The sequence below is a fragment of the Methanoculleus sp. UBA291 genome, from assembly GCF_002499755.1.
Taxonomy (GTDB): domain Archaea; phylum Halobacteriota; class Methanomicrobia; order Methanomicrobiales; family Methanoculleaceae; genus Methanoculleus; species Methanoculleus palmolei.
Genome location: NZ_DANC01000020.1, coordinates 78,907 through 98,431, shown reverse-complemented (window position 1 = coordinate 98,431; position 19,525 = coordinate 78,907). Strand labels below are relative to the sequence as shown.

Genomic DNA, 19,525 nt, shown 5'->3' with positions numbered 1-19,525 from the left:
GACCGTATGGAGACAACGAGGAGTTTCATGAAACAGGTATGCATCGTATCGCAGCACTTTCCACCGGAAAAATCAGGAAACGCATCACGCATCTACGACACCGCCACACATCTTGCGAAGCTGGGGATCGGCGTGACGGTGCTTGCACCCCATCCCACGTTTCCCACCGGTTCATTTCCCCGAAGATGGAGACGATCCGACGTGCGGGAGGTCGAGGGCGTCCGCGTTGTACGGCTCTGGACCTGGCAGCCGGCATCCGGGGACCCGGGGTTTACCAGCAGGATGGCCTATTACCTTCTCTTTCCGCTTCACGCCGCACTCTGGCTTCTATTCACCGGAAACCGGTTCGACGCGATCATCACGTCGGCACCGCCTCTTTTCACCGGAATCCCGGGATACGTCCTGAAGCGGACCTCACGGGCCGCGTGGATCCTCGATATCCGCGACCTCTGGATCGATGCATCGATAAGCCTCGGCTTCCTCCGGGAGGGGAGCCTTTACGAGAGGATGAGCAGGAGGTTCGAGCAGATGTGTCTTTTGCAGGCGGATCTCGTCGGGGTCACGACCGAAGAGCTCGGGCGGAGGATCGCATCGCGCTACCGGGTCACGGCTCCGATGGAGTTGATGCCGAACGGCGTCAATACCGACTTCTTCCGCCCCATGGACGGCGGAAAGAAGAGGCAGATCATCTACGCCGGCAACGTCGGGCACGCCCAGGACCTCGATAAGGTGGCCCTCGCCGTCAAGTCGATGAACGGCACCTATAACCTGAAGTTCCTCATCGTCGGCGACGGCGACACGCGGGGGAGTCTTGAACGGCTGGTGAAGGCCGAGGGCCTGACCGACTCGGTCGTCTTTACGGGCACCCTCCCGCGCGAGAAGATCCCGCAACTCCTCTCCGAGTCGCTCGTGGGGGTGGCACCCCTAAAGAGGCTCGATAACCTCGAGTATGCCGTTCCCACCAAGGCCTACGAGTATATGGCATGCGGCATACCCTTCGTCGGCTGCGGGAACGGCGAGATCGCCCGTCTCGCGAAGGCGTCGGGCGCCGGGGTCATCGCCGACAATACGCCGGAGGCGATTGCCGCTGCCCTCTCCTCGCTCCTCTCGGACCCGGCGAAGATGGAAGAGATGGGCCGTCGGGGCCGGGAGTACGTCGCAGAGCACTGCGACCGGAGATCGGTCGCTCTGAAACTGAAGAAGCATATCGAGAGGATGATATGGACGGGCGCCTGACGCCGCTTCTCTCCCGGGTTACCGGGAGGGTCCGGGAACTTGCGGTCGTCCGCGACGAGACCGCATACATCCGTGACCCGGTCTTCGGCATCGTCCGCAACCGGGTCCACGCCGAGGTCGCAAAGGCGATGCTCCGTTCGGGAGGCGACCCGTTCGTGGCCCCGCTCCTGAATTACGTCACGGCCTGCCAGAACCCGGACGGGTCCTGGAACGAAGTTCACGTCAATTACAACGAACCTTCGGCCCTGATCACCGCGTTCATCGGCGACGCGCTCCTGGAGGCGGCGGACCGGTGTCCGCACGAAGAAGCGGTCGTTAAGGCCCGGGACTATGTCCTCGCCGCCGAGAGGCGCCCCGGGTACTTCTTGAAATCTTCGGGCTACACCGCCGACCACCTGAACGTCGACGCTTCGTGCGGGGCGTTTCTTGCCCGATACGCCGAGCGGTACGGTGATGAAGAAGCCCGCGCGGCGGCACTGCGGGCGGCGGAAAACGTGCTCCGCCACCAGCATAGCGACGGCGTCTACCCCTATGCGGTCGATAAGGGAACCTACCCCTACGTCTTCGACCTTCCCTGCGTGCACTACCAGGGCGTGACCATCTATTATCTCGCAAAGATAAACGACGGCCTCCCGGACGACCGGATCGGCGAGAGCATCGAGAAAGGGGCCCGGTGGCTCGCGAGCGTCCAGCGTTCCGACGGGCGGTTCGACTGGTCGAAGAGCGGGCTTTCGTTTGCATACTACCTCTCCGGAGCGTACGCGTTCGCCCATGCCTCGTTCGTCTACGCATCCCGGGCGGACGGCCGCTACCGGGATAACGCGAGCCTCTGCCTCGACCGGCTCGAGGCGGATGTGCAGGGGCTCGCTCCCCGGTGGGAACCGGGCGCCTGGTCCGATCTCCTGCCTTCCGTCGTCACGGCGGCCAGGACGGCGTCGCTCGGAGGCTACCCGCTACGGCACCGGGCGTTCCGGTTCGGCTACGGGGTCTACCGGCAGGTTGCCCGCAGGCGGTATGCCGGAACCGCTGAGACGCGGTCGTTTGAGGCGCTCTGCCGATTGCTCGGTATCCGGACGTCGACCGTGGAACCGTCGAAGAACTTTCCCGACCTCTTCATGACGTCGGAGATGCTTGATTGCCTCACTCAATCGGAAAAATGGAGTAACCATTCATGAAACAGGTAGCACTCGACCTGCAGTCAGGGTCTATCGAAGTGGAGAACGTTCCCGTTCCCACCGCAACGCGGGGGGTCATCGTTCGAAACGCCTACTCCCTCATCAGCGCCGGCACCGAATCGTCGCTGATCAACCTCGCACAGCAGTCGCTCGTCGGCAAGGCGAAAGCGCGTCCCGAGGACGTGAAGAAAGTCATCCAGAAGATCGGTACGGACGGCCCCCTCTCGGCCTACCAGCAGGCGATGGGCCGCCTTGCAAAGCCGGAGCCGCTCGGCTACAGTTGTGCCGGGACGGTGGTGACAACCGGGTCCGACGATTTCGAGGTGGGCGACCGGGTCGCCTGCGCCGGCGCCGGGTACGCGGTGCACGCCGAGTACGTCGCGGTCCCGAAAAACCTCTGCGTCAGGGTCCCTGACGGCGTCGGTTTTCGGGAAGCGGCGTTCACGACCGTCGGGTCGATCGCAATGCACGGCGTCCGGAACGCCCGGGTCACGGTGGGGGAGAACGTCGCGGTGATCGGTTTAGGGCTGATCGGTCTGCTTGCCGTCCAGATCCTCAAAGCCGCGGGGTGCCGGGTGATCGGGATCGATATCGACCGGGAGAAACTCTCTCTTGCCGCGGACCTCGGTGCCGACGTCGTCTCGAATTACGACGGCCTCGCCGAGCGGATGAAGGCATTCTCGCCGTTCGGAGCGGATGCGGTCATCATCACCGCGGCAACCCGGTCGAGCGCCCCCATCGAGACGGCCGGCCGCCTGGTCAGGGACAAAGGCAGGGTCGTGGTCGTCGGGAACGTGGGGATGAACGTGCCGCGCGATATCTTCTACGAGAAAGAGGCGGAGGTCGTCGTCTCCCGGTCCTACGGTCCGGGCCGCTACGACCGGAACTATGAGGAGAGAGGCGTGGATTATCCAATCTACGTCCGTTGGACGGAGCGGAGGAACATGGAGGCGTTTTTAGAACTGGTGCGGCAGAAGCGGATCGACCTCGACCGCCTGATCACCCACACTTTCAGTCTCGACGACGCACCGGAAGCCTACAGCCTCATCAACTCCGGAAAGGAGCGGTTCATCGGGGTCCTCCTGCAGTACAGCCCGAACGGTACGGGCATCTCCGGGACCGTCACGCCCCTCCCGAAGTCCGATCTCCGGAGGCGGAAGGTGCCGGCCGGGGCAAAGACGCTCGGGTGTATCGGCGCCGGGGTCCACGCCCAGAGCGCCCTCTATCCCCACCTGCCGGGACTCCCGGTCCATCTCGCGGGGCTTGCGACCGCGACGGGCCTCTCGGCGCACTCGGTGGCGAAGAAGTACGGGTTTTCCTACTGCACCACCGACTACCGGAAGATCCTCGACGACCCTGCAATCGATGCTGTGCTGATCGCAACCCGGAACGACCTGCACGCCCCCATGGCAATCGATGCACTGCGTGCCGGAAAAGACGTCTTCGTCGAGAAACCGCTCGCCGCCGATATCGACGGGCTCCGGGGGGTCGTCGAGGCCTGGAGAAGGTCCGAACAACGACTGACGGTCGGATTCAATCGGCGTCATTCCCCACTTGCGCGGCGGATGAAGGAGTTCTTCGGGAACCGGGCCTCCCCCATGGTCCTGCACTACCGCGTCAACGCCGGGCAGATCCCGCCCGGGCACTGGGTGCACGACGACGAGCAGGGGGGCGGTATGCTGATCTCGGAGTGCTGCCACTTCATCGATTTCATGCAGTATATGACGGGGGCACGGCCGGTCCAGGTCTATGCCCGGGCAATCGAGCCGACCGGGACCCTCCAGAAGTACGACAACTTCCAGGCGACTCTCGCGTTTGCGGACGGGTCGCTCGGCACCGTCACCTACACGACGCTCGGGGACCGCTCCTACCCGAAGGAGACGGTCGAGGTCTTCTGCGACAACGCCGTAGGGAGGATCACCGATTTTCGCGACCTCGAACTCCGGCGGGACGGGAAGGCGTCGCGGGAGAGGCGGTGGCTTGCCCAGGAGAAGGGGTTCGCCGAGGAACTCCTGGCGTTTGTGAGGGGCGAAGAGCCGGATTTCGTCGGCAGCGTCGCGACAACGCTTGCGACGTTTCTCGCGTGGGAGTCGATCGATTCCGGGAAGCCGCAGGAGATCGACCTCGGCCCGGTCGGGATCTGACCCGGGCGGGAAGGCGATCTTCTTTTTGCTCAAATTCCTGCCCTCCGGCCGTCGATGCATCCAGCCTCGGTGTGCCCGGGATGGTTGCGCCCAACGGGACTGTCCACTCGTCCGTGGCGACCGGCCGGAGGCGGGGAGGTCCTCGATCCTGTCGCCGGTGAGTCCTCTCCGGTCAGGAAGTCTGTTTGCACTCCTGGGGCGTGGTGATGCGTCCGGTTGAAGGGATCGGAGGGGGCCGACCATCTCAGCCCGAAGCATTGGTGGCACCCGTCATCTCGAGACCGGCAACCCCGCGTCCGGAACTCCATCGAATCTGGCGAGGACAGTGTCGGAATTTAATTCCAGACGATAAACACGGTTTAACGAAGAGAACAACGTTTTTATTGTCAGAGAACAGATGGGGTGTCATGCCACCATGGCCGTCGACCGTCAGGATTGCGCTGGCCGTCTTCTGCCTGGTGCTGCTGCCGTCCGCCGGAAGCGCCGTCTCCGTCCAGCCCGGGATGTATCCTGAACAGTTCCTCTCGGACCCGACTCCCCTGTATATCTGGAACGTTCCCCTAAAGGTTATTATTCTCGGCATCGTCTCTGGAGTCGACACGACGGCGTTTTTTATGCTGATGCAGGCCATATTGTCGCTGCCCCTATGGCTGCGTCTCGGGCACAAGAAAATTTTAAAAGCGAATGTCCTGGAGAATGAAGCCCGCCGGAAGATCTATGTCTGTATCCGGGAAAACTCCGGGGTCCATCTCCATACTCTCTCCAGCAGACTGGAACTGAATATCGGAACTCTCAGGTACCATCTAGGGGTGCTATGTGAGATGAAGATGGTCATCCCCGAGCATGGCTGCGGGTTTACGCGCTACCGTGTCAACAAAAATGTTCCCGGACAAGCGTACCCGGACCTCGAAAAAAAGGTGAACGGTTACCTGTGCGGCCCCGCGAAAAAACGATTGCTAACTCTCATCTTGCAGAACCCGGGGATAAACAGAAAAGAAATTGCTTCCCGGCTCGAGTTGTCGGGCTCGGGTGTAGCCTGGCACATGAAAACGTTGATCCTGGAAGGCATCGTCAGATGTGATAGAAGAGGAAAACATGTAGAGTACTCTCTTTCTTCGGATGCAAAGGAATATCTGCGGACATCCGACTTATCCGGGGATACTTCGGCGGGTCCGTAGCATCCGGGCGCGTGCCCCGGCCCGAAGACTTCTTCCCTCGGGAGCCTCAAGGCCGGAGCCGTCCCGCGGTCGGGATGCTGCCGGAGACCCCTCTCCGGCGGTCACAACGAATCGTCGGGTGTATTTCTCTCTGGATCTCACGGCTACGCCCTGAATGGGGCGCGCGAAACGCTTCTCTGCCAGCCCCCGGAGTCGCGCGGGCCCGGACCGTAATACAGAGGGATATCCCCATCCTCCCAATTCAACGTTTCGCGGCAATCGTTCTCGCGCCAAACAACGTGTCCGGAAATGTGACAGAAAATTTAAGGGGATATCCCGCGTAGGGCTCCGTGATGCGAGTATGGTGAACTTCGGTCGTATCATTGGGCTTTTGGCTGTCCTGGTCTTCATCGTACCGGTGGCCTCGGCCGCCGGTCTCGAAAGCGAAAACAAGGAACCGCTGTCGGAATTCGTCCAGACAGATGGGTCTGCCCCCCGTGCATTCTTTACGATCACACAGGGCGAGACGGACTATCATGGGTATTCCATTCCGTCCGGTGCATCCTCGTTTTCCGTCGACCTGAACTGGTTTTCAGATGAGTATTCCCTGGAATTGGGGGTCTTCAGGCCGGACGGGAGCCAGTACGGTTATTACTGCGACAGCGACGGCGACGATAACCTGAAGGTGCGGATCTGTCTTACCATAAGCGATCCTGCACCCGGGCCCTGGACATTCACCGTACATGGTAAGAGCGTTGAGGGAGCCCAGGTGTACGCGTTTAACGCAGAATAACCGGGAGCGAGCATCCTGTTGCCCGCGATAGGGTGGTGTCAGCGGCGCCGCGTATGCCGCTTTCCTTCAATTCTACCGCCCGTAAAGGTCCTGTTTTGTCGCTATCTGGAGAAGAACTTCCTCACGGGGAGATTCCCGGAAATAAACCCGATGCAGGGTGCGACAGCGCCAGCATTACGCGTAGACGACGCTGTCGGCCAGGGCAATATCCCGTTCGGTGAAGGCGATGAGACGATCGGGTATTTCTCTCGCGGTCGTATTTTCTTCCGGCTGCACGGCCCCGGGGACGATCTCGATCGCGTACCGGCGGGCGCCGTCGGGGAACGTCGCTTCCTTAAGGGGGCGGAACGAGCCGTTCGAGAGGACGCGGAGGCCGCCCTGAGTTTCGTCATATCTCCTTTCCCCCTCGTTCCTGAACGTTTGAAGCGCTATAGTGCATTTCTCCCGGGTGAGGTCGGCATAGTCAATCCCGGTCACTTCGCGGCAGATGGCGAGGGGATGCGCCCCTTCCAGGGGAAGATCGAGTTTCTGGTCTTTGTAGAGCACGTCGCCGCTCGGGTAGGCGTATGCTTCGTAAACGTGCTGCTCTCCGTCCACGCTCCCGGCATAGTAAAGCTGGGTGCACCGCACCGTCCCATCCTTGTCGACGAACTGGTTCAACTGAAGAAGTACCGCCGATTCGTTGGAGAACACCTGTTCGTGTACCAGTGTGTCCCAGAGGTTTGTCAGGTCGGGCCGGCTCCCGGGGGGATAGGAGGCGGTGCTGATCTTTCCTTTGACGACCTCGGGCGTTTCGGGCGTGTAGAAGTAGTGCACGAGGACGAGGCAGATGAGGAGCGCCCAGACGGCAATTGTAATTTTTTTCATTGCATCTCCGCGGACCGGGACGGCATCGTTTCAACCGGTTTTCGTATCGATTGAGGGTACGGTCGTTATGGATGATAGGTTTTGCGTCGTTCGTCGGCGGGTCCGTTCAACCGCTTCCGACCGGTAGATCCCCACAAATGCCCCGTCCCGGTCCTGAGATACGCCGTTATGAACCTGGTTCTCTCCTCTGCTCCCATCCCCGGGGAAGTGATCTCTCCGGTCATTTTCGAGGATACCGCGAGTATGTGTCCGGAAATGTGACAGAAAAAATAAATAAACCGGCGCCCATGTCTTTGTGTGGGCGCCTCGATGATGCGTCTGCAAAAGTTCGTGGGGTCCCTCCATCCCCGGTTGCCGCCCCGGATGAAGAACCCCGCAAGCCCGGAGGCTGATGAGATGTACGCATTCCAGGTACTTAACATGTGTGCCTCTCCTGCCTCCGGTAAACCAGAAGGGGTTGAAACACATGAAAAGAAAAACTGGAATGCAGGCATTCTCCCTGCTCCTGGCACTGCTGCTGGTGAGCGTGGTGCTGGTGCCAGCGGTGGCAAGTGAAGAAGAACAAATCAAGACTAATCTCTTGTTTCAAAATCAGGAAGCCGAGAAGAACATTTATACTATGTTGGGAGTAGAGCACCCTTCTAGAGATGATGGGCCTCAATGGCAAAAATATAATGAAGCAAGGGCTCAAGTGGATGAGTTGCTTATCAGATCAGAATCAAAAGAGAGCGTCGGAGAAATAATTGGGTATCTTGAAGGAAAAAAGAAAGAGTTGTTCTCTATTATGGAACGGATGGGGGCATTTACGGTATCCTCGACAATCAAGATGGGGTATCCAAAAGCAGGATGGATCCGATTGTAGTTGGTTCACAGACAGAATACTTTGAGACTAGTTGCAAAGCCTGCTCAGTAGGCAATCAAAGTGGTAATTATTCTATTAACTATGAATTAAGTAAGATTCCTCTCTCAGATCTGAAGTCAGAGGAATTTGCTATACGAGCCATCTACGAAGCCCAAATTACGAGGACAGATGATTGGATTTGGAGGGGTAACCCATTACTCCCGACCAAAGCAACTCTTTACACCCAAGGAACATTCACTTATGACTATGGTAACGGCATTCTGGGCATATCAGATAATACGTACACTTCCCAAGACCCGGGATTTGACCGTTGCGAATTCGGACATTCAACACGAGATAACGGGTATACAGGGTACATCGATTCGCACGCCATCTGGAGTGTATTCGCGTTGAGTCCGCCTAAACATTCGGTTGATGCCTGGATCAGTTGTAATAAATATGGATCAACCGATGGAGATTCTAATACCTCAGACTGGGTATCTGTAGGATTTGCCTGTGGATCACTTCCATAATCAGGGAAGACCATGTCGACAAGAATACTACTAAGAACTGCTTCTACCAGTCCCCCAGGGTTTTTCCAGCGACTTAACGAAAAGTCACTGCGGGACGATCTTCAATTCTTTTTTGCGTTAGTTGTCGTCACATCGATCATATATATATTATTACCCCTCATTATGGGGTTTTACCCTGAAAATGAATTCAAGATTGGATTGCACCAGATTTGGGTTCTAGCGCTAGGCATCTTTATCTGTTTAATACAGGGCATAATATGCGGGACAGTCGCACTCTTGGGAATTAGCCTCGTTGAGCATTTTTTCCTGCTTTTTGTCGATGTACACCTGGGATTTGAAAAAACGATGAAATCGGTGATTTATGCCCTGTCACCCTGCATCCTGTTTTCCTGGGTGATCTTGATTTTAAGGGTCCCGTTTGTAAGTTTATTGCTTCTCTTCTGTTTCAGTCTAGTAACCTATTTCGGCGTATTGATATTTCATGGAATATCTAAGGATCGAGCCTTATTCGTCACTCTTATGACAAGTGCGATTCTCGCAATTCTTTTCCATAGGTGGATCTTCGATCTCAGGTTGTTACTATGATCTTTCATTTTAGCAGGGCCGCTTCGGAGCGAAGTGTTCGAAATGTAGGAGGTAATTGGTTGGCATTCTTTCTGAGTCTTGCAATGAGATCCATGAATATCTCTTCTAAAACCGGGATACAATAAAACTATTGGCTCTGCCCGCTGAGTTGGGTATTCCTTGGGAGAATATACCTTGAAAGATCGATGTGGAAGAGGGGGCGTCCGTGTTGGCGTGGTAGCAGCATGCATCGTTCTGCTCTTAACCGGATTAATTTCCTGTACGTGCGCGGCTCCTGTTGTCATTGAGTATTACTACTTGGAAGGTTTTCCCGACTGTGACCATTTTAAGCCTTTGGTGTCGGAGTTTGAGCATGATCTCGGTGATTCCATCTCACTTACGTACACTGATGTCGGTACACCCGAGGGCCTAGACCGCTTGCAGCAACATGGATTTCACGAAGTCCCTGCTGTGGTTGTGGATGGCACCATTAAGATTCCTAAAGAGGAGATCACTGAAGAGAATCTCAGGGCGGCGATAGAGCAGTCCCTTGCCGGTGCTGAGGTGCAGGAGGGCCTACCGCCAATTAACTGGAATATACCACTTGCCTATTCTCTGGGTCTCTTTTCCGGCTTTTCACCCTGCCTGATGGCGATACTCGGGTTCATACTGGTGTATGTCACCGGGTCCGGAAGGGTTTGAGAAGCAGTCTCCTGAATGCGCTGATATTCGGCCTGGGGCTGGTTGCCGCTTACATCGTCATGGGATGCTGTGTCCTGCTGGCGGGTTTCTCGCTTGGCAGGTTTAGCCCATATCTTACCGCCGTAGCGGGGTTGATCACGATTGTTGCCGGGGTGAACCTGCTTGGGCTGATAAGGCTCCCGATCTCTGCAGACAACTACGTTCGGGTATCTGTAAGGAAGTATTCGAGCACTTTGATCGGATTGTTTATTTTGGGCATGCTATTCTCAATCGTCAAGGCGCCGTGTGCCGCCCCGATGGTCCTCATTCTGCTGAGCAGAATCCTGATCGACGGCGCCGTGCAGGATCTCTGGCTCCTGCTGGTCTTCGGGGCCGGAGTGCTCACGCCGTTTCTCGGCGTCACCCAGAAGAGCAACCAGACTCCAAATCCGATTAGAATAAGCCCACTAACGGTTCGAATTGCGTTCCGGTGTTACCGTATCCTGCTCGACGAACCGTATCCCCCGAGGAGCCCGACGGGAGGAATAGGGATAAATAGGGTGGGTTAACTCCCCGGAGATCGTTGAAAGGGAAATCCCGTCTTTTGCTTACCGGATGCCGTCGGTATATAATATGTGTAAAGAAATGAGACAGAATATTTTATCGAAAACTTCCTCTAGGTCTTATCGGACTCCTGGCCGTCTTTGCTCTCCTCATACCGGTGGTTTCAGCAGGCAGTATCGGAAGTGGAAACAATGGGATCGCGTTAGATCTCCCGCAGGCAGGTGAGTCTGCAATCCGTGCATTCTACACGATAACGCAAGGAGAGACCGATTCTCACAGTTACAGCGTAGCAGCCGATCCATCCGCACTGCAGGTCTATCCGAACCGGTTTACTCCCGACTCCTCTTTGAAAACTGAATATCTCCAGGCCCGATGGGAACCTGTACGGTTCTTACCATGAACGGTTCTTATCTGGATGAGCAGATTCGTTTTGAGGTACCCGACCCCGCATTTGAATCCTGGAACCTTAAGGTGTATGGGGGGAGTGTAACAGGAACTCGACTGTACATATAAAATTTCTTCTAAAACCAAACCTTTTTATTGTAACTGTTTTCATGCAATTCCATGGTTCCAGGGTCACGGATTGTCAGGATCGCTCTGGTTGCCTTCTGCCTCCTGCTGCTGCCGTCTGTCGGATGTGCCACGGCCATTCAGCCTGTACAAGGGCCATATCCGGAGCAGCTACCTTCCGATCCGACTCCGTTGTACATCTGGAACGTGCCCCTGAAGATCCTCCTCCTCGAATACGTATGCGTATCCGCCCCGGTGCTCTTCAACCTGGTACAGCTGCTTTTTTCGCTGCCCGTGTGGCTTCATCTCGGCCATAAAAGAATTTTGATCCGGAATGTCCTGGATAACTTTGTGCATCCCGCCGAATGCCGGATCGATTCCGGTATTGCTGTCTCCGGGGTAGCGGACGTGCATCAACTCCGGACGTCCGATTCTCTCCTTAGCGCATTCCGGAGCATACTTTCCGGGATCGAAAGCAGTGTTTTTTCTGTGAGAAATGGGTTATCTCCGGTGCCTTTCTTCCCCACGGGGAGATCAGTCTCTTCATTTTCGGGAATATCCGCCGGACGTGTAAAGAAAACGGACAGAATTTATATATAAATCGGCGTCCATGTCATGGTGTGGGCGCGAGGATGCGTCCGCAAAAGTTCGCGGGGCCCCCCATCCCGGCTTGACGACTGGATGATAGAGCCCCGCAAGCCCGAAGGCTAATGAGATGTACGCATTCCAGGTACTTAACATGTGTGCCTCTCCTGCCTCCGGGAAGGAATCGGGGAGAACAATCATGAATGAGTTACGCAGGATTGAAAGAATATCGATCCTTCTGGGAGTACTGCTTTGTGTAGCACTCATATCGACAGCGAGCGCAGAAGAGATGACTCTTGAGCGTTCGTTCATGCAGGATGAGGCGGCGCTTGAACATTATGCACATTTATCGCCTGCTCATCAGGCGATAGTGCTCAAAGCGTTGGAGGAGACATACTCTGAGAGCGAATTTGAGGAGACCGCCGCAGAACTGAAGAAGATCTGGGGTGGAACGTCAGCGCTGGAAGAGAGAGAAAAGCAGGAACTGCTGGCATCGGTAATCGCCAGTGTGTTTACCTACTACTGTCTGGATGCCCCTAATGGGATAAGCCCCATGTGGACCGGTTATTATCCCGGTTATCATGAGAATGGTGTTCATAATGCCTTGGCTGAGATTGCAGGGCAGAAAAGAGGTTGGGACAGTACGAAGACAAGGTTATTGAATATGCACTCAGCGGACCCTGATACTTGGGGTGTTCCGCAGACAGTCGAACATTATCTAGACGGGGCCCCGTTCTTCAGCAACGCACCGGATAAATGCAAGTACTATGCGAATGAGGCAAGAAGCCAACTGAGGTCAAACATCAACAGTGAATCCGGTTGGCGGTGCCTGTCCTGGTCGATGCATTATATGAGTGATATGTCCATGCCGTGGCATACCCAGGGTGCAGTCGATCCAGTACAGCTGGCGACGCATGCGCTTTATGAGGGATACGTGCAGGATAAGTTCACCGATCCTGAGTATGGGTTTAAAGCGGCTCTTGTATCGGCTCCCAATACCGGAGGTGTAATTTCCGATCCCGCTTCGAGTGCACGAGGCCTGGCACTTTACTCTTCATTGATGTATCCTGCCCTCCAAGCGTCGATAGCTACTAATCCCTTGGGATGGGGCGAAGAACCATTTGTCAAGTCAGCAACTCAAGATCTCTTGAAAATGGGTCTTATTTATAACATGGATCTTGTCGATTATGCGACTAATTAACTAAAAAATCTTTTTTTTGGTGAGAAGATGGATGTAAACCAGAAGCAAAACTGGAGAACTATACTTATCCTGCTCGTAGTAATCTGCCTCTTCGTCGTGGTGATCTTCCTGCTCCTGCTCCTTCCCGCGTTCGTCGAAACCCTCCTGCCGAACAACTCCTACGTGATCGAGATCACCGGTCTCTCCGGTCTTGCCGTGAACGGCACCGCCACGGTCATGATCCCGGTTCCGGCGAACGCGGAGGGCGAGCCGGCGCTGTCTGAGGGAGTGCTCGCCGGCGAACGCCAGCCTGTCGGGTGGCAGGCGGCGATCCGGGAAACGCCGTATGGAAAGATGCTCGTGTTCACGACGGTGGATGGTTACGCGTCGGATATCTCTATACCGTTCGGCGAAGCCGAGACGGAAAAAGAGCCGCGGCTGCTCGTGCCGGTCCTCTCAACCCCGGGGAACGCGAGTGTCGCCGAGTTCACCCGGGCTTCGAGCGGAACCTACACCACGGTCGTCTTTCTCGACGGCTTCGTCCCGTCGCCGGAGGATGCGGCCCCGATCTCGTTCAGCCTCGAGTACCAGGGCGGCGGGGGCATGAAACATCTGATCAAGGGGGATATCTGGACGACGACGGTGGATACGACCGTTCCGAGCACAACGTCGGGATTTGTTCCGGTGCCGGCCGACTACTATGTCACTGCCGGGGGTATCATGCTATTATGATGGCCGATCTCATGCGGAGAATCCCACGGCGGATCGTGAGCGTCGCCCTCACGGGACTGCTCGTATTCGTCATCTGTCTGGGGATTCTCGTTTCCATGCATTCTGCAGGGGCCCGGGACGATACTCAATTGCCGTTGAATGACGACCGATCCCCGCTGTTTGGACGCTGGTATCTTACATCCTATTGGACGGAGGAAGGAGGGGCTCCCGTTATCGAGGGAACAGATGTTATCATCGCGTTCGCCGGTGACGGGTGGGTCAGTGGTTCCTCCGGGTGCAACCTCTTCATCGGAGAGCACGACCTTGCCGACGACGTGCTCACGATCCGCAAGATCGAATCGACAAATATGACCTCGACTCCAGAGGTGCTCAATCAGGAGAAAGCGTTCTTGGCACTGCTCCTGAAAACGGAGGCCTACGAGATAGACGGAGACCGTCTCCGGTTGTTCGACGCATCGGGAATGGAGCTCCTCTCTTTCGCAAGCCAGCCGCAATCGCTCTCGGGAAGAGCGTGGTCTCTCTGGTATTCATGGAACGATACGGAAGAATCCGTTCGAAACCATGGTTCCGACCTGATCACCCTACAGATCTCCTTACAGTTTCCGGACGAGGCTCAGTTCCGGGGAACCATCGCGGACAGCGATTACTGCGGAACGTATGAATCCGACGAGGATCGTATCCAGTTCGAGTCGGTGGAGAAATGCTCCAAGGCACCGGGCGAGAAAACCGACCTGTACGAATGGTATTACTCGCTCCTGAACCGGGCGCGCGGGTATCGGATAACCGAGACTCAACTTGATATCATGGACGAGAAAGGTCACTCGTTCCTCTCGTTTACTCGGATGCCGCTTTCGCTGATCTCAGCCGACTGGTACCCGCAACAGTACCGGGCGGCGGACGGGTCCGCCCTCCTGTCGCCAGAGGAGACGTTCGAAATGGTATACTTTACTCCGGATGGCAACGTCTTTGGAACCATCCGCGGAATCCAGTTCGCCGCGCAGTATGACACAGACAACTCATCGATATCGTTCGGTCCCGTATCCCTGCTTATCTCGGAAAGCGACGATCCCGGAGAGGCGAGAGAATCCCGGGAGACAATCGAGTCGATCTTCAGAGAAACGAGAACATATCGGGTCCAGAACGGCACGTTGGAATTCTCTTCCGGCGATGGAGAAGTTCTGATGGTAATGGCAGAGGGGTCCATATAGATGTGAATACCGTTGCCGATATTGTGCAGATCTCAGATGAAGAATTTGTGGTGCTCGGTATGTCTGTGAAGACCTGAAGCCTACGTATACAAGAGATGGTATACGAAGGGCACGAAATACAATCGGGGCCTTATGGATTACATTACGAGGTGAATTTCTGGAAGCGAATGGAAGGTAGTTCCTCAGATGATCCCTTTTTTAGGCAGGATGAGAAAAGGTCACCGGAACCAGCGAGGAATACTCGATCACCAATGTCAGTTTGCACCCGAGGTAATAGCCGTTGGTTGTGGAGTAGCCCCATTTGTAGTCTTTGTCTTCGAGGTCTTTCTTCCGGACCCTCTTTTTGAAGATGTTCAGGTCAAGCGTGATGGCCGAACCGTCGATGATGAACGTTCTGGCGGTTCGGCGATTCGGTTTTCTGCACAGAATGCGGAGCAGTGCATTGACCCGGGCAACAAACCGCGCTTCGTCGATTCGGCTGAGGAACCGATACACCTCGTCGGCTGAGGGGACTCGATCGATGCGCGCAAATCGTCGGAGGGCAGCACGGTTCCGGAGTTCCTCGACCACATAGGTGACCTCCACAGAGAAGAAGATCGCAATGAGCAGGAGCCGGAGGATCGAGCCGGTATTCGCGACCGGAGTGATACCCTGTTCGGCCATCTCCTGCCTGGCCCGACGGGAGGTTGTTACGGCAAGAACCGAATCGAGGAGCAACCATTTTGAGTCATCAGGATCAACGATGAGTGGGGACTTCATGTTTTCGCCAACAATGAATTCCCCTTCGAGTACGATCACTTTTACGGTTTGAATCCCACCAAATCAGAAAACGAGTCATAAACGGAATGTACTTCTGTTAGGGGAGAGTTTTTCAACAAGCAAATCGGGAATTCAGCGCCATACGAGGAAGAGCGCGCGCTAGGTTTTGGAGGGGGCTAAAGCAGTGTTCTTTCTGTGGGAAATGGGTTATCTCCGGTGCCTTTCTTCCCCACGGGGAGATCGGTCTCTTCATTTTCGGGAATATCCCCCGGACATGTAAAGAAAATGGACAGAATTTATATATAAATCGGCGTCCATGTCATGGTGTAGGCGCGAGGATGCGTCTGCAAAAGTTCGTGGGGTCCCTCCATCCCTGCTTGACGGCTGGATGATAGAACCCCGCATGCCCCGAAGGCTAATGAGATGTATGCATTCCAGGTACTTAACATGTGTGCCTCTCCTGCCTCCGGGGACTGAAAACGGAGTTGAAACACATGAAAAGAAAAACTGGAATGCAGACATTCTCCCTGCTCCTGGCACTGCTGCTGGTGAGCGTGGGGATTGTGCCGGCAGTAGCAGCAACCTCTGAGGTTCCGGTTGAGCAACCGATCCCTATAGTTGCGGCAAACGGGCAGACATCATCCGGTCTACATTTTGTGATCAATGAAGATGTGAAAGAAACAACGTCTCATTGGGCACTGTTTGCCGCCGATGAGCAGGGACAGAGAAATGCTCTGAATGATTTAGAGATGACTCAAATCTCCGATGAGAAAAAACAGATACTATCCGAAGGGCTCAGGAAGATCTGGGCAAAGTATCCTGTGGCTACGATTCAACGTGACGGTCGAACGGAGGTGGCTTTTGTCTCTCCTGGTGAACATACTTTGACCGAAGAGGAAAAGTCCATCCTTGCTCAGGCCGATGAAGCGCTCGCCGAGTACCTGAACGATAAGTTTTCAGCCGAAAATGGCATCCAGTGGTGGGCGGCTCCCTGTCATCAGGATGTCATAGAGACCTCCTGCCTGAAGTGGGGTGTTTCATCCACGTATGCCACATATGCTCACGATGCGGCAGATGATCCTGACTCCTGGCCTTCGGTCTTGCCCCCGACCGGGTTTGAATGGTTGGATACCTTCATTCAGATGGTGTGTCACTCTTATGATCATTACTACGACCCTGTGCTTGGAACGGGTTACGCTCCAGAACAATGCGAGAACTATGCAAACACTGCCAGAAATTACTACGATCAATCGTCGATGTACAATGCATACACAAACCTGGGATATTCAAGTCATTTCCTGACTGATGTAGGAAATCCGCTCCATACCGGTATGGAGATTGAACAGGCTCTGAATCCATGGGTCCACGCTGAGTATGAAGACTATGTTGGAGAGAACTGGGATCAAGGCAGTGGAGAGGGGTACAACTTCTGGTCGGTCATCCAGGACAACTGGTATTATTACACCATAACTGATCCATCAAGTTCGACGCAGTCACTTGCTGAGTATGCGAAGAACCACGATGATGAACTCTACTATCTGGTGTATAATCACCGGGGCACGTTCAGAACTGACCCGGATGTCAGATCGATTACCGAGGATTGTCTCCTCGATACGGCGAAGTATACGCTCGGCCTGGTGAAATACGTGAGAGATTGAAGAGGCCCACCCTCCTCTTTTATAGGATTTAACCATGGAACCACTGGCATCGTCTGTTATCGTCTTTGTCCTGCTCATCGTGCTTCTCCCGGCTGTCTTCGCCGGTCTCCTCTCCCTCACGTTCTACTACATTCTCGCGAAGACGCAGCCGGTTGTCGGCAAATTCGCTCCGATTTTGAGCGGGTTGCTTCTGGCCGTTCTGGTGCCGGTTCTCTCTTTCGTACCGCCGATTCGGCCGATTTTACCGGTGTTGGACCTGGTGATCATACTGATGGGTGTCTTGACGCCGTTCATGCTCCTCCAAAATCGCCTTCCCGATCGGCACCGTTTCGTAATCCTTTTCTCCGGGTCCGCGATCACGGCGGCCATGCTTCTGGTCTACGGGTTTGCAACGGCGTTCGGGGATGGGGCCCCCTCACCGGTCTCCCGATTCCTGATGTCTCTGCCCCTGCCCGAGATTGGCCTTCCCATCATGAGCCTGATTACGGTCTACCTGGAGGCCGTGCTCATATCCTCAGTCATATTCGGTGCCGTGCTCGCAGTCGTAACCGCATTCCGGGAGCGGGAGGTGCAGAGCGGATGACCGGTTCCGGGTCCTGGCGCAGGCATGAAATCCATCGCCTGCAGAGGCCGGGTGTCCTGGCGGCCGGGCTCTGCCTTCTGCTGGTTTTTACAGCAGGGTGCCTTGTGCCGGAGTACGGGGTGGGCCGCGACATCTTGGTCTTCAAGGTCGACGCCGGGGGGACGGAGCAGTGGCAGACGGTCATCGATACCGGGGGCGACGATAGCGCAACGAGCATCGTCCAGACCGCCGACGGCGGGTATATCGTCGGCGGAGAGGTCCTGCCCTGGCGCGGGGACCAATCCTATGGCATCTTCAAACTCGACGGCGACGGCTCGGTCGTCTGGAACGCCACCGGTAGGGGGTCCCCGGTCTCCTCCGTCGCCAAGACGACCGGGGGCACCATCGTAGCGGCGGGCGAGTCCGGGGTCCGGCTCCTCGATCCGGCGGGGAAGGTCCTGGAGAGCGATGTCGGGGCTGACAGCACCCTGCAATCGGTTGTCGGGACCGCGGACGGTGGATTTGTCGCCGCCGGGACCGACGGCGAAGACCTCCTTGTGCTTAAACGGGATCGAAACCTGACGGAGGAGTGGCGCAAGACCTACGGGACCGATCGGGACGTCGTAAAAACCATCATCCAGACATCCGACGGCGGGTACCTGGTGGGCGGCATGACCTCCCTCCCGAACCGGAACGGCTCCTACGTGTGGCTGCTCCGGCTGAATTCCTCAGGCGATCTGATCCGGAATGCGACGCTCGGGAGCCTGCCGCAGTACAACACCGTCGCCTTCATGGGCGAAGTGCCGGGGGGCGGGTACACCGTCATCTACACCAACGTGACGCTGGAGGAGGTCGTCTTCGACCGGGAGGGGAACGTGCTTGAGGAGCGGACGCTCAACGCATCGGCACCGATCCTTAAAACGGCCGATGGAGGGTATGTATCCGGCACGGTTACGTATCGTTCCTCATCCCGATTCCTGATCCTCCCCGACCAGGTCGGTGTTCCTCACATCATGAAACTCAATGCCGATGGACTTCCGGAATGGGATACCGAACTGAATACCACATTCGAACTGACGGCTAGTGCCGTCTCGGTCATCCAGACCGCCGATGGGGGATATGCTCTCCTGGTGAACCGGCATGACTACCCGGAGGTGCCGCGGACGGAGCCTGCATGAGCGTAACATGGTTATTGGCTACCGCAACTGAGCATATCGGGTGGTGCAGTTGAAGATCGATCGGAGAAGGATGAGCCGGAAGTGGTAGTGGTCGGGGAGGGTTGATCTGCACCATCGGTATGAAAATGGGTTGATCCCCATTCAGACGGAATTGGTGAAAACGTAAAGGAAATCACATGGAATCGAAAATCAACAGACGTTTGCTCGTTGTCGGGGTTCTGGCGTTCATCGGCGTCGTCCTCCTCGTCACGACGGTTGTAGTTGCGTATACCGCCCTTGTTGCCCTGATCACGGGGATCGACGGTCCCCCGCAGGCGCTTGTCGTCCAGAAGGTTCCGGAGCCTCTGGAGAATGTGTCTGTCATCCACCTGACCGATCGGGATCTAAAGCAGCACCCGGTGCTTGACTCCGCGATTCGGGACGCCAACAGGAACCCCGACGTGTGGATATCCGGTGTAGCCCCGATGACGGGGATCGAATATCTCGTCCTTATTGAGTCATTTGGTATCGATGCAAGGGAGGAGGACCGGCCATACCTCGAGTACGACGGTGCGTATTATCTCACTCGCGTTCTGCTCCACTAAGACCGGGCCGGGAG

19 protein-coding genes are annotated in these 19,525 nt (G+C 56.2%); 16 read left to right on the top strand and 3 right to left on the bottom strand.

Going from position 1 to position 19,525, the window contains the following annotated elements; genetic code table 11:
• Nucleotides 1–27 precede the first annotated feature (27 nt).
• The 5 genes from BP737_RS04675 (at nucleotide 28) to BP737_RS04655 (ending at nucleotide 6,505) form a co-directional block, all read left to right on the top strand.
• Complete coding sequence (locus BP737_RS04675) at nucleotides 28–1,236, top strand: glycosyltransferase family 4 protein (protein ID WP_292408654.1); 1,209 nt, start codon at nucleotides 28–30, stop codon at nucleotides 1,234–1,236.
• Nucleotides 1,221–2,411 carry a prenyltransferase/squalene oxidase repeat-containing protein gene (locus tag BP737_RS04670; RefSeq protein ID WP_292408657.1) on the top strand — a complete coding sequence of 397 codons (1,191 nt, stop codon included), beginning with the start codon at nucleotides 1,221–1,223 and terminating at the stop codon, nucleotides 2,409–2,411. Before BP737_RS04675 ends, BP737_RS04670 begins: the two co-directional genes overlap by 16 nt.
• Nucleotides 2,408–4,555, top strand: a complete 2,148-nt coding sequence (locus BP737_RS04665; RefSeq protein ID WP_292408661.1) for a bi-domain-containing oxidoreductase — start codon at nucleotides 2,408–2,410, stop codon at nucleotides 4,553–4,555. Before BP737_RS04670 ends, BP737_RS04665 begins: the two co-directional genes overlap by 4 nt.
• Before the next feature lie 407 nt (nucleotides 4,556–4,962).
• Nucleotides 4,963–5,733 (top strand): winged helix-turn-helix transcriptional regulator, encoded by a 771-nt coding sequence (locus tag BP737_RS04660; RefSeq protein WP_292408664.1) that lies wholly within the window; start codon nucleotides 4,963–4,965, stop codon nucleotides 5,731–5,733.
• Between the two features lie 340 nt (nucleotides 5,734–6,073).
• Nucleotides 6,074–6,505 (top strand): hypothetical protein, encoded by a 432-nt coding sequence (locus tag BP737_RS04655; protein ID WP_292408666.1) that lies wholly within the window; start codon nucleotides 6,074–6,076, stop codon nucleotides 6,503–6,505.
• A 174-nt stretch (nucleotides 6,506–6,679) separates the two neighbouring features.
• Here the strand turns inward: BP737_RS04655 and BP737_RS04650 are convergent, their stop codons facing one another.
• On the bottom strand, nucleotides 6,680–7,372 hold the full coding sequence (locus BP737_RS04650; RefSeq protein ID WP_292408669.1) for a hypothetical protein: 693 nt from the start codon (nucleotides 7,370–7,372) through the stop codon (nucleotides 6,680–6,682).
• 466 nt (nucleotides 7,373–7,838) lie between these two features.
• Between BP737_RS04650 and BP737_RS04645 the strand changes: the two genes are divergently transcribed.
• The 4 genes from BP737_RS04645 to BP737_RS04635 all read left to right on the top strand — a co-directional run bounded on the left by BP737_RS04645 (nucleotide 7,839) and on the right by BP737_RS04635 (nucleotide 10,560).
• Nucleotides 7,839–8,234 carry a hypothetical protein gene (locus BP737_RS04645; RefSeq protein ID WP_292408672.1) on the top strand — a complete coding sequence of 132 codons (396 nt, stop codon included), beginning with the start codon at nucleotides 7,839–7,841 and terminating at the stop codon, nucleotides 8,232–8,234.
• A gap of 524 nt (nucleotides 8,235–8,758) precedes the next feature.
• The gene (locus tag BP737_RS14760; RefSeq protein WP_394339343.1) at nucleotides 8,759–9,331 is read left to right on the top strand and encodes a YIP1 family protein; all 573 of its coding nucleotides are present in this window, start codon (nucleotides 8,759–8,761) and stop codon (nucleotides 9,329–9,331) included.
• Between the two features lie 213 nt (nucleotides 9,332–9,544).
• On the top strand, nucleotides 9,545–10,012 hold the full coding sequence (locus tag BP737_RS04640) for a hypothetical protein (RefSeq protein ID WP_342685965.1): 468 nt from the start codon (nucleotides 9,545–9,547) through the stop codon (nucleotides 10,010–10,012).
• Nucleotides 10,009–10,560, top strand: coding sequence for a cytochrome c biogenesis CcdA family protein (locus BP737_RS04635; protein WP_292408678.1), 552 nt, complete (start codon nucleotides 10,009–10,011; stop codon nucleotides 10,558–10,560). The genes BP737_RS04640 and BP737_RS04635 overlap by 4 nt, the downstream gene beginning before the upstream one ends.
• A gap of 676 nt (nucleotides 10,561–11,236) precedes the next feature.
• On the opposite strand, the gene BP737_RS04630 is transcribed toward BP737_RS04635, so the two are convergent.
• Nucleotides 11,237–11,479 carry a hypothetical protein gene (locus tag BP737_RS04630; RefSeq protein ID WP_292408681.1) on the bottom strand — a complete coding sequence of 81 codons (243 nt, stop codon included), beginning with the start codon at nucleotides 11,477–11,479 and terminating at the stop codon, nucleotides 11,237–11,239.
• A 370-nt stretch (nucleotides 11,480–11,849) separates the two neighbouring features.
• Between BP737_RS04630 and BP737_RS04625 the strand changes: the two genes are divergently transcribed.
• From BP737_RS04625 to BP737_RS04615, 3 genes are read left to right on the top strand one after another with little or no spacing between them, the layout of a single operon-like run.
• Nucleotides 11,850–12,851 carry a hypothetical protein gene (locus BP737_RS04625; RefSeq protein WP_292408683.1) on the top strand — a complete coding sequence of 334 codons (1,002 nt, stop codon included), beginning with the start codon at nucleotides 11,850–11,852 and terminating at the stop codon, nucleotides 12,849–12,851.
• Between the two features lie 27 nt (nucleotides 12,852–12,878).
• Nucleotides 12,879–13,562, top strand: coding sequence for a hypothetical protein (locus BP737_RS04620; RefSeq protein WP_292408687.1), 684 nt, complete (start codon nucleotides 12,879–12,881; stop codon nucleotides 13,560–13,562).
• Between the two features lie 11 nt (nucleotides 13,563–13,573).
• A complete protein-coding gene (locus tag BP737_RS04615) occupies nucleotides 13,574–14,770 on the top strand; it encodes an META domain-containing protein (protein WP_292408690.1) in 1,197 nt (398 codons plus the stop codon).
• 198 nt (nucleotides 14,771–14,968) lie between these two features.
• On the opposite strand, the gene BP737_RS04610 is transcribed toward BP737_RS04615, so the two are convergent.
• Nucleotides 14,969–15,529 carry a transposase gene (locus BP737_RS04610; protein ID WP_292408692.1) on the bottom strand — a complete coding sequence of 187 codons (561 nt, stop codon included), beginning with the start codon at nucleotides 15,527–15,529 and terminating at the stop codon, nucleotides 14,969–14,971.
• Nucleotides 15,530–16,023: 494 nt separating this feature from the next.
• Between BP737_RS04610 and BP737_RS04605 the strand changes: the two genes are divergently transcribed.
• From BP737_RS04605 to BP737_RS04590, 4 genes are all read left to right on the top strand, one after another.
• Entirely contained in the window at nucleotides 16,024–17,187 is a 1,164-nt protein-coding gene (locus BP737_RS04605; RefSeq protein ID WP_292408695.1) for a hypothetical protein, read from the top strand.
• Between the two features lie 34 nt (nucleotides 17,188–17,221).
• Nucleotides 17,222–17,770 (top strand): hypothetical protein, encoded by a 549-nt coding sequence (locus tag BP737_RS04600; RefSeq protein WP_292408697.1) that lies wholly within the window; start codon nucleotides 17,222–17,224, stop codon nucleotides 17,768–17,770.
• Nucleotides 17,767–18,927 (top strand): hypothetical protein, encoded by a 1,161-nt coding sequence (locus BP737_RS04595; RefSeq protein ID WP_292408699.1) that lies wholly within the window; start codon nucleotides 17,767–17,769, stop codon nucleotides 18,925–18,927. The genes BP737_RS04600 and BP737_RS04595 overlap by 4 nt, the downstream gene beginning before the upstream one ends.
• A gap of 176 nt (nucleotides 18,928–19,103) precedes the next feature.
• Nucleotides 19,104–19,511 carry a hypothetical protein gene (locus tag BP737_RS04590; protein ID WP_292408702.1) on the top strand — a complete coding sequence of 136 codons (408 nt, stop codon included), beginning with the start codon at nucleotides 19,104–19,106 and terminating at the stop codon, nucleotides 19,509–19,511.
• The last annotated feature ends 14 nt before the right edge of the window (nucleotides 19,512–19,525 follow it).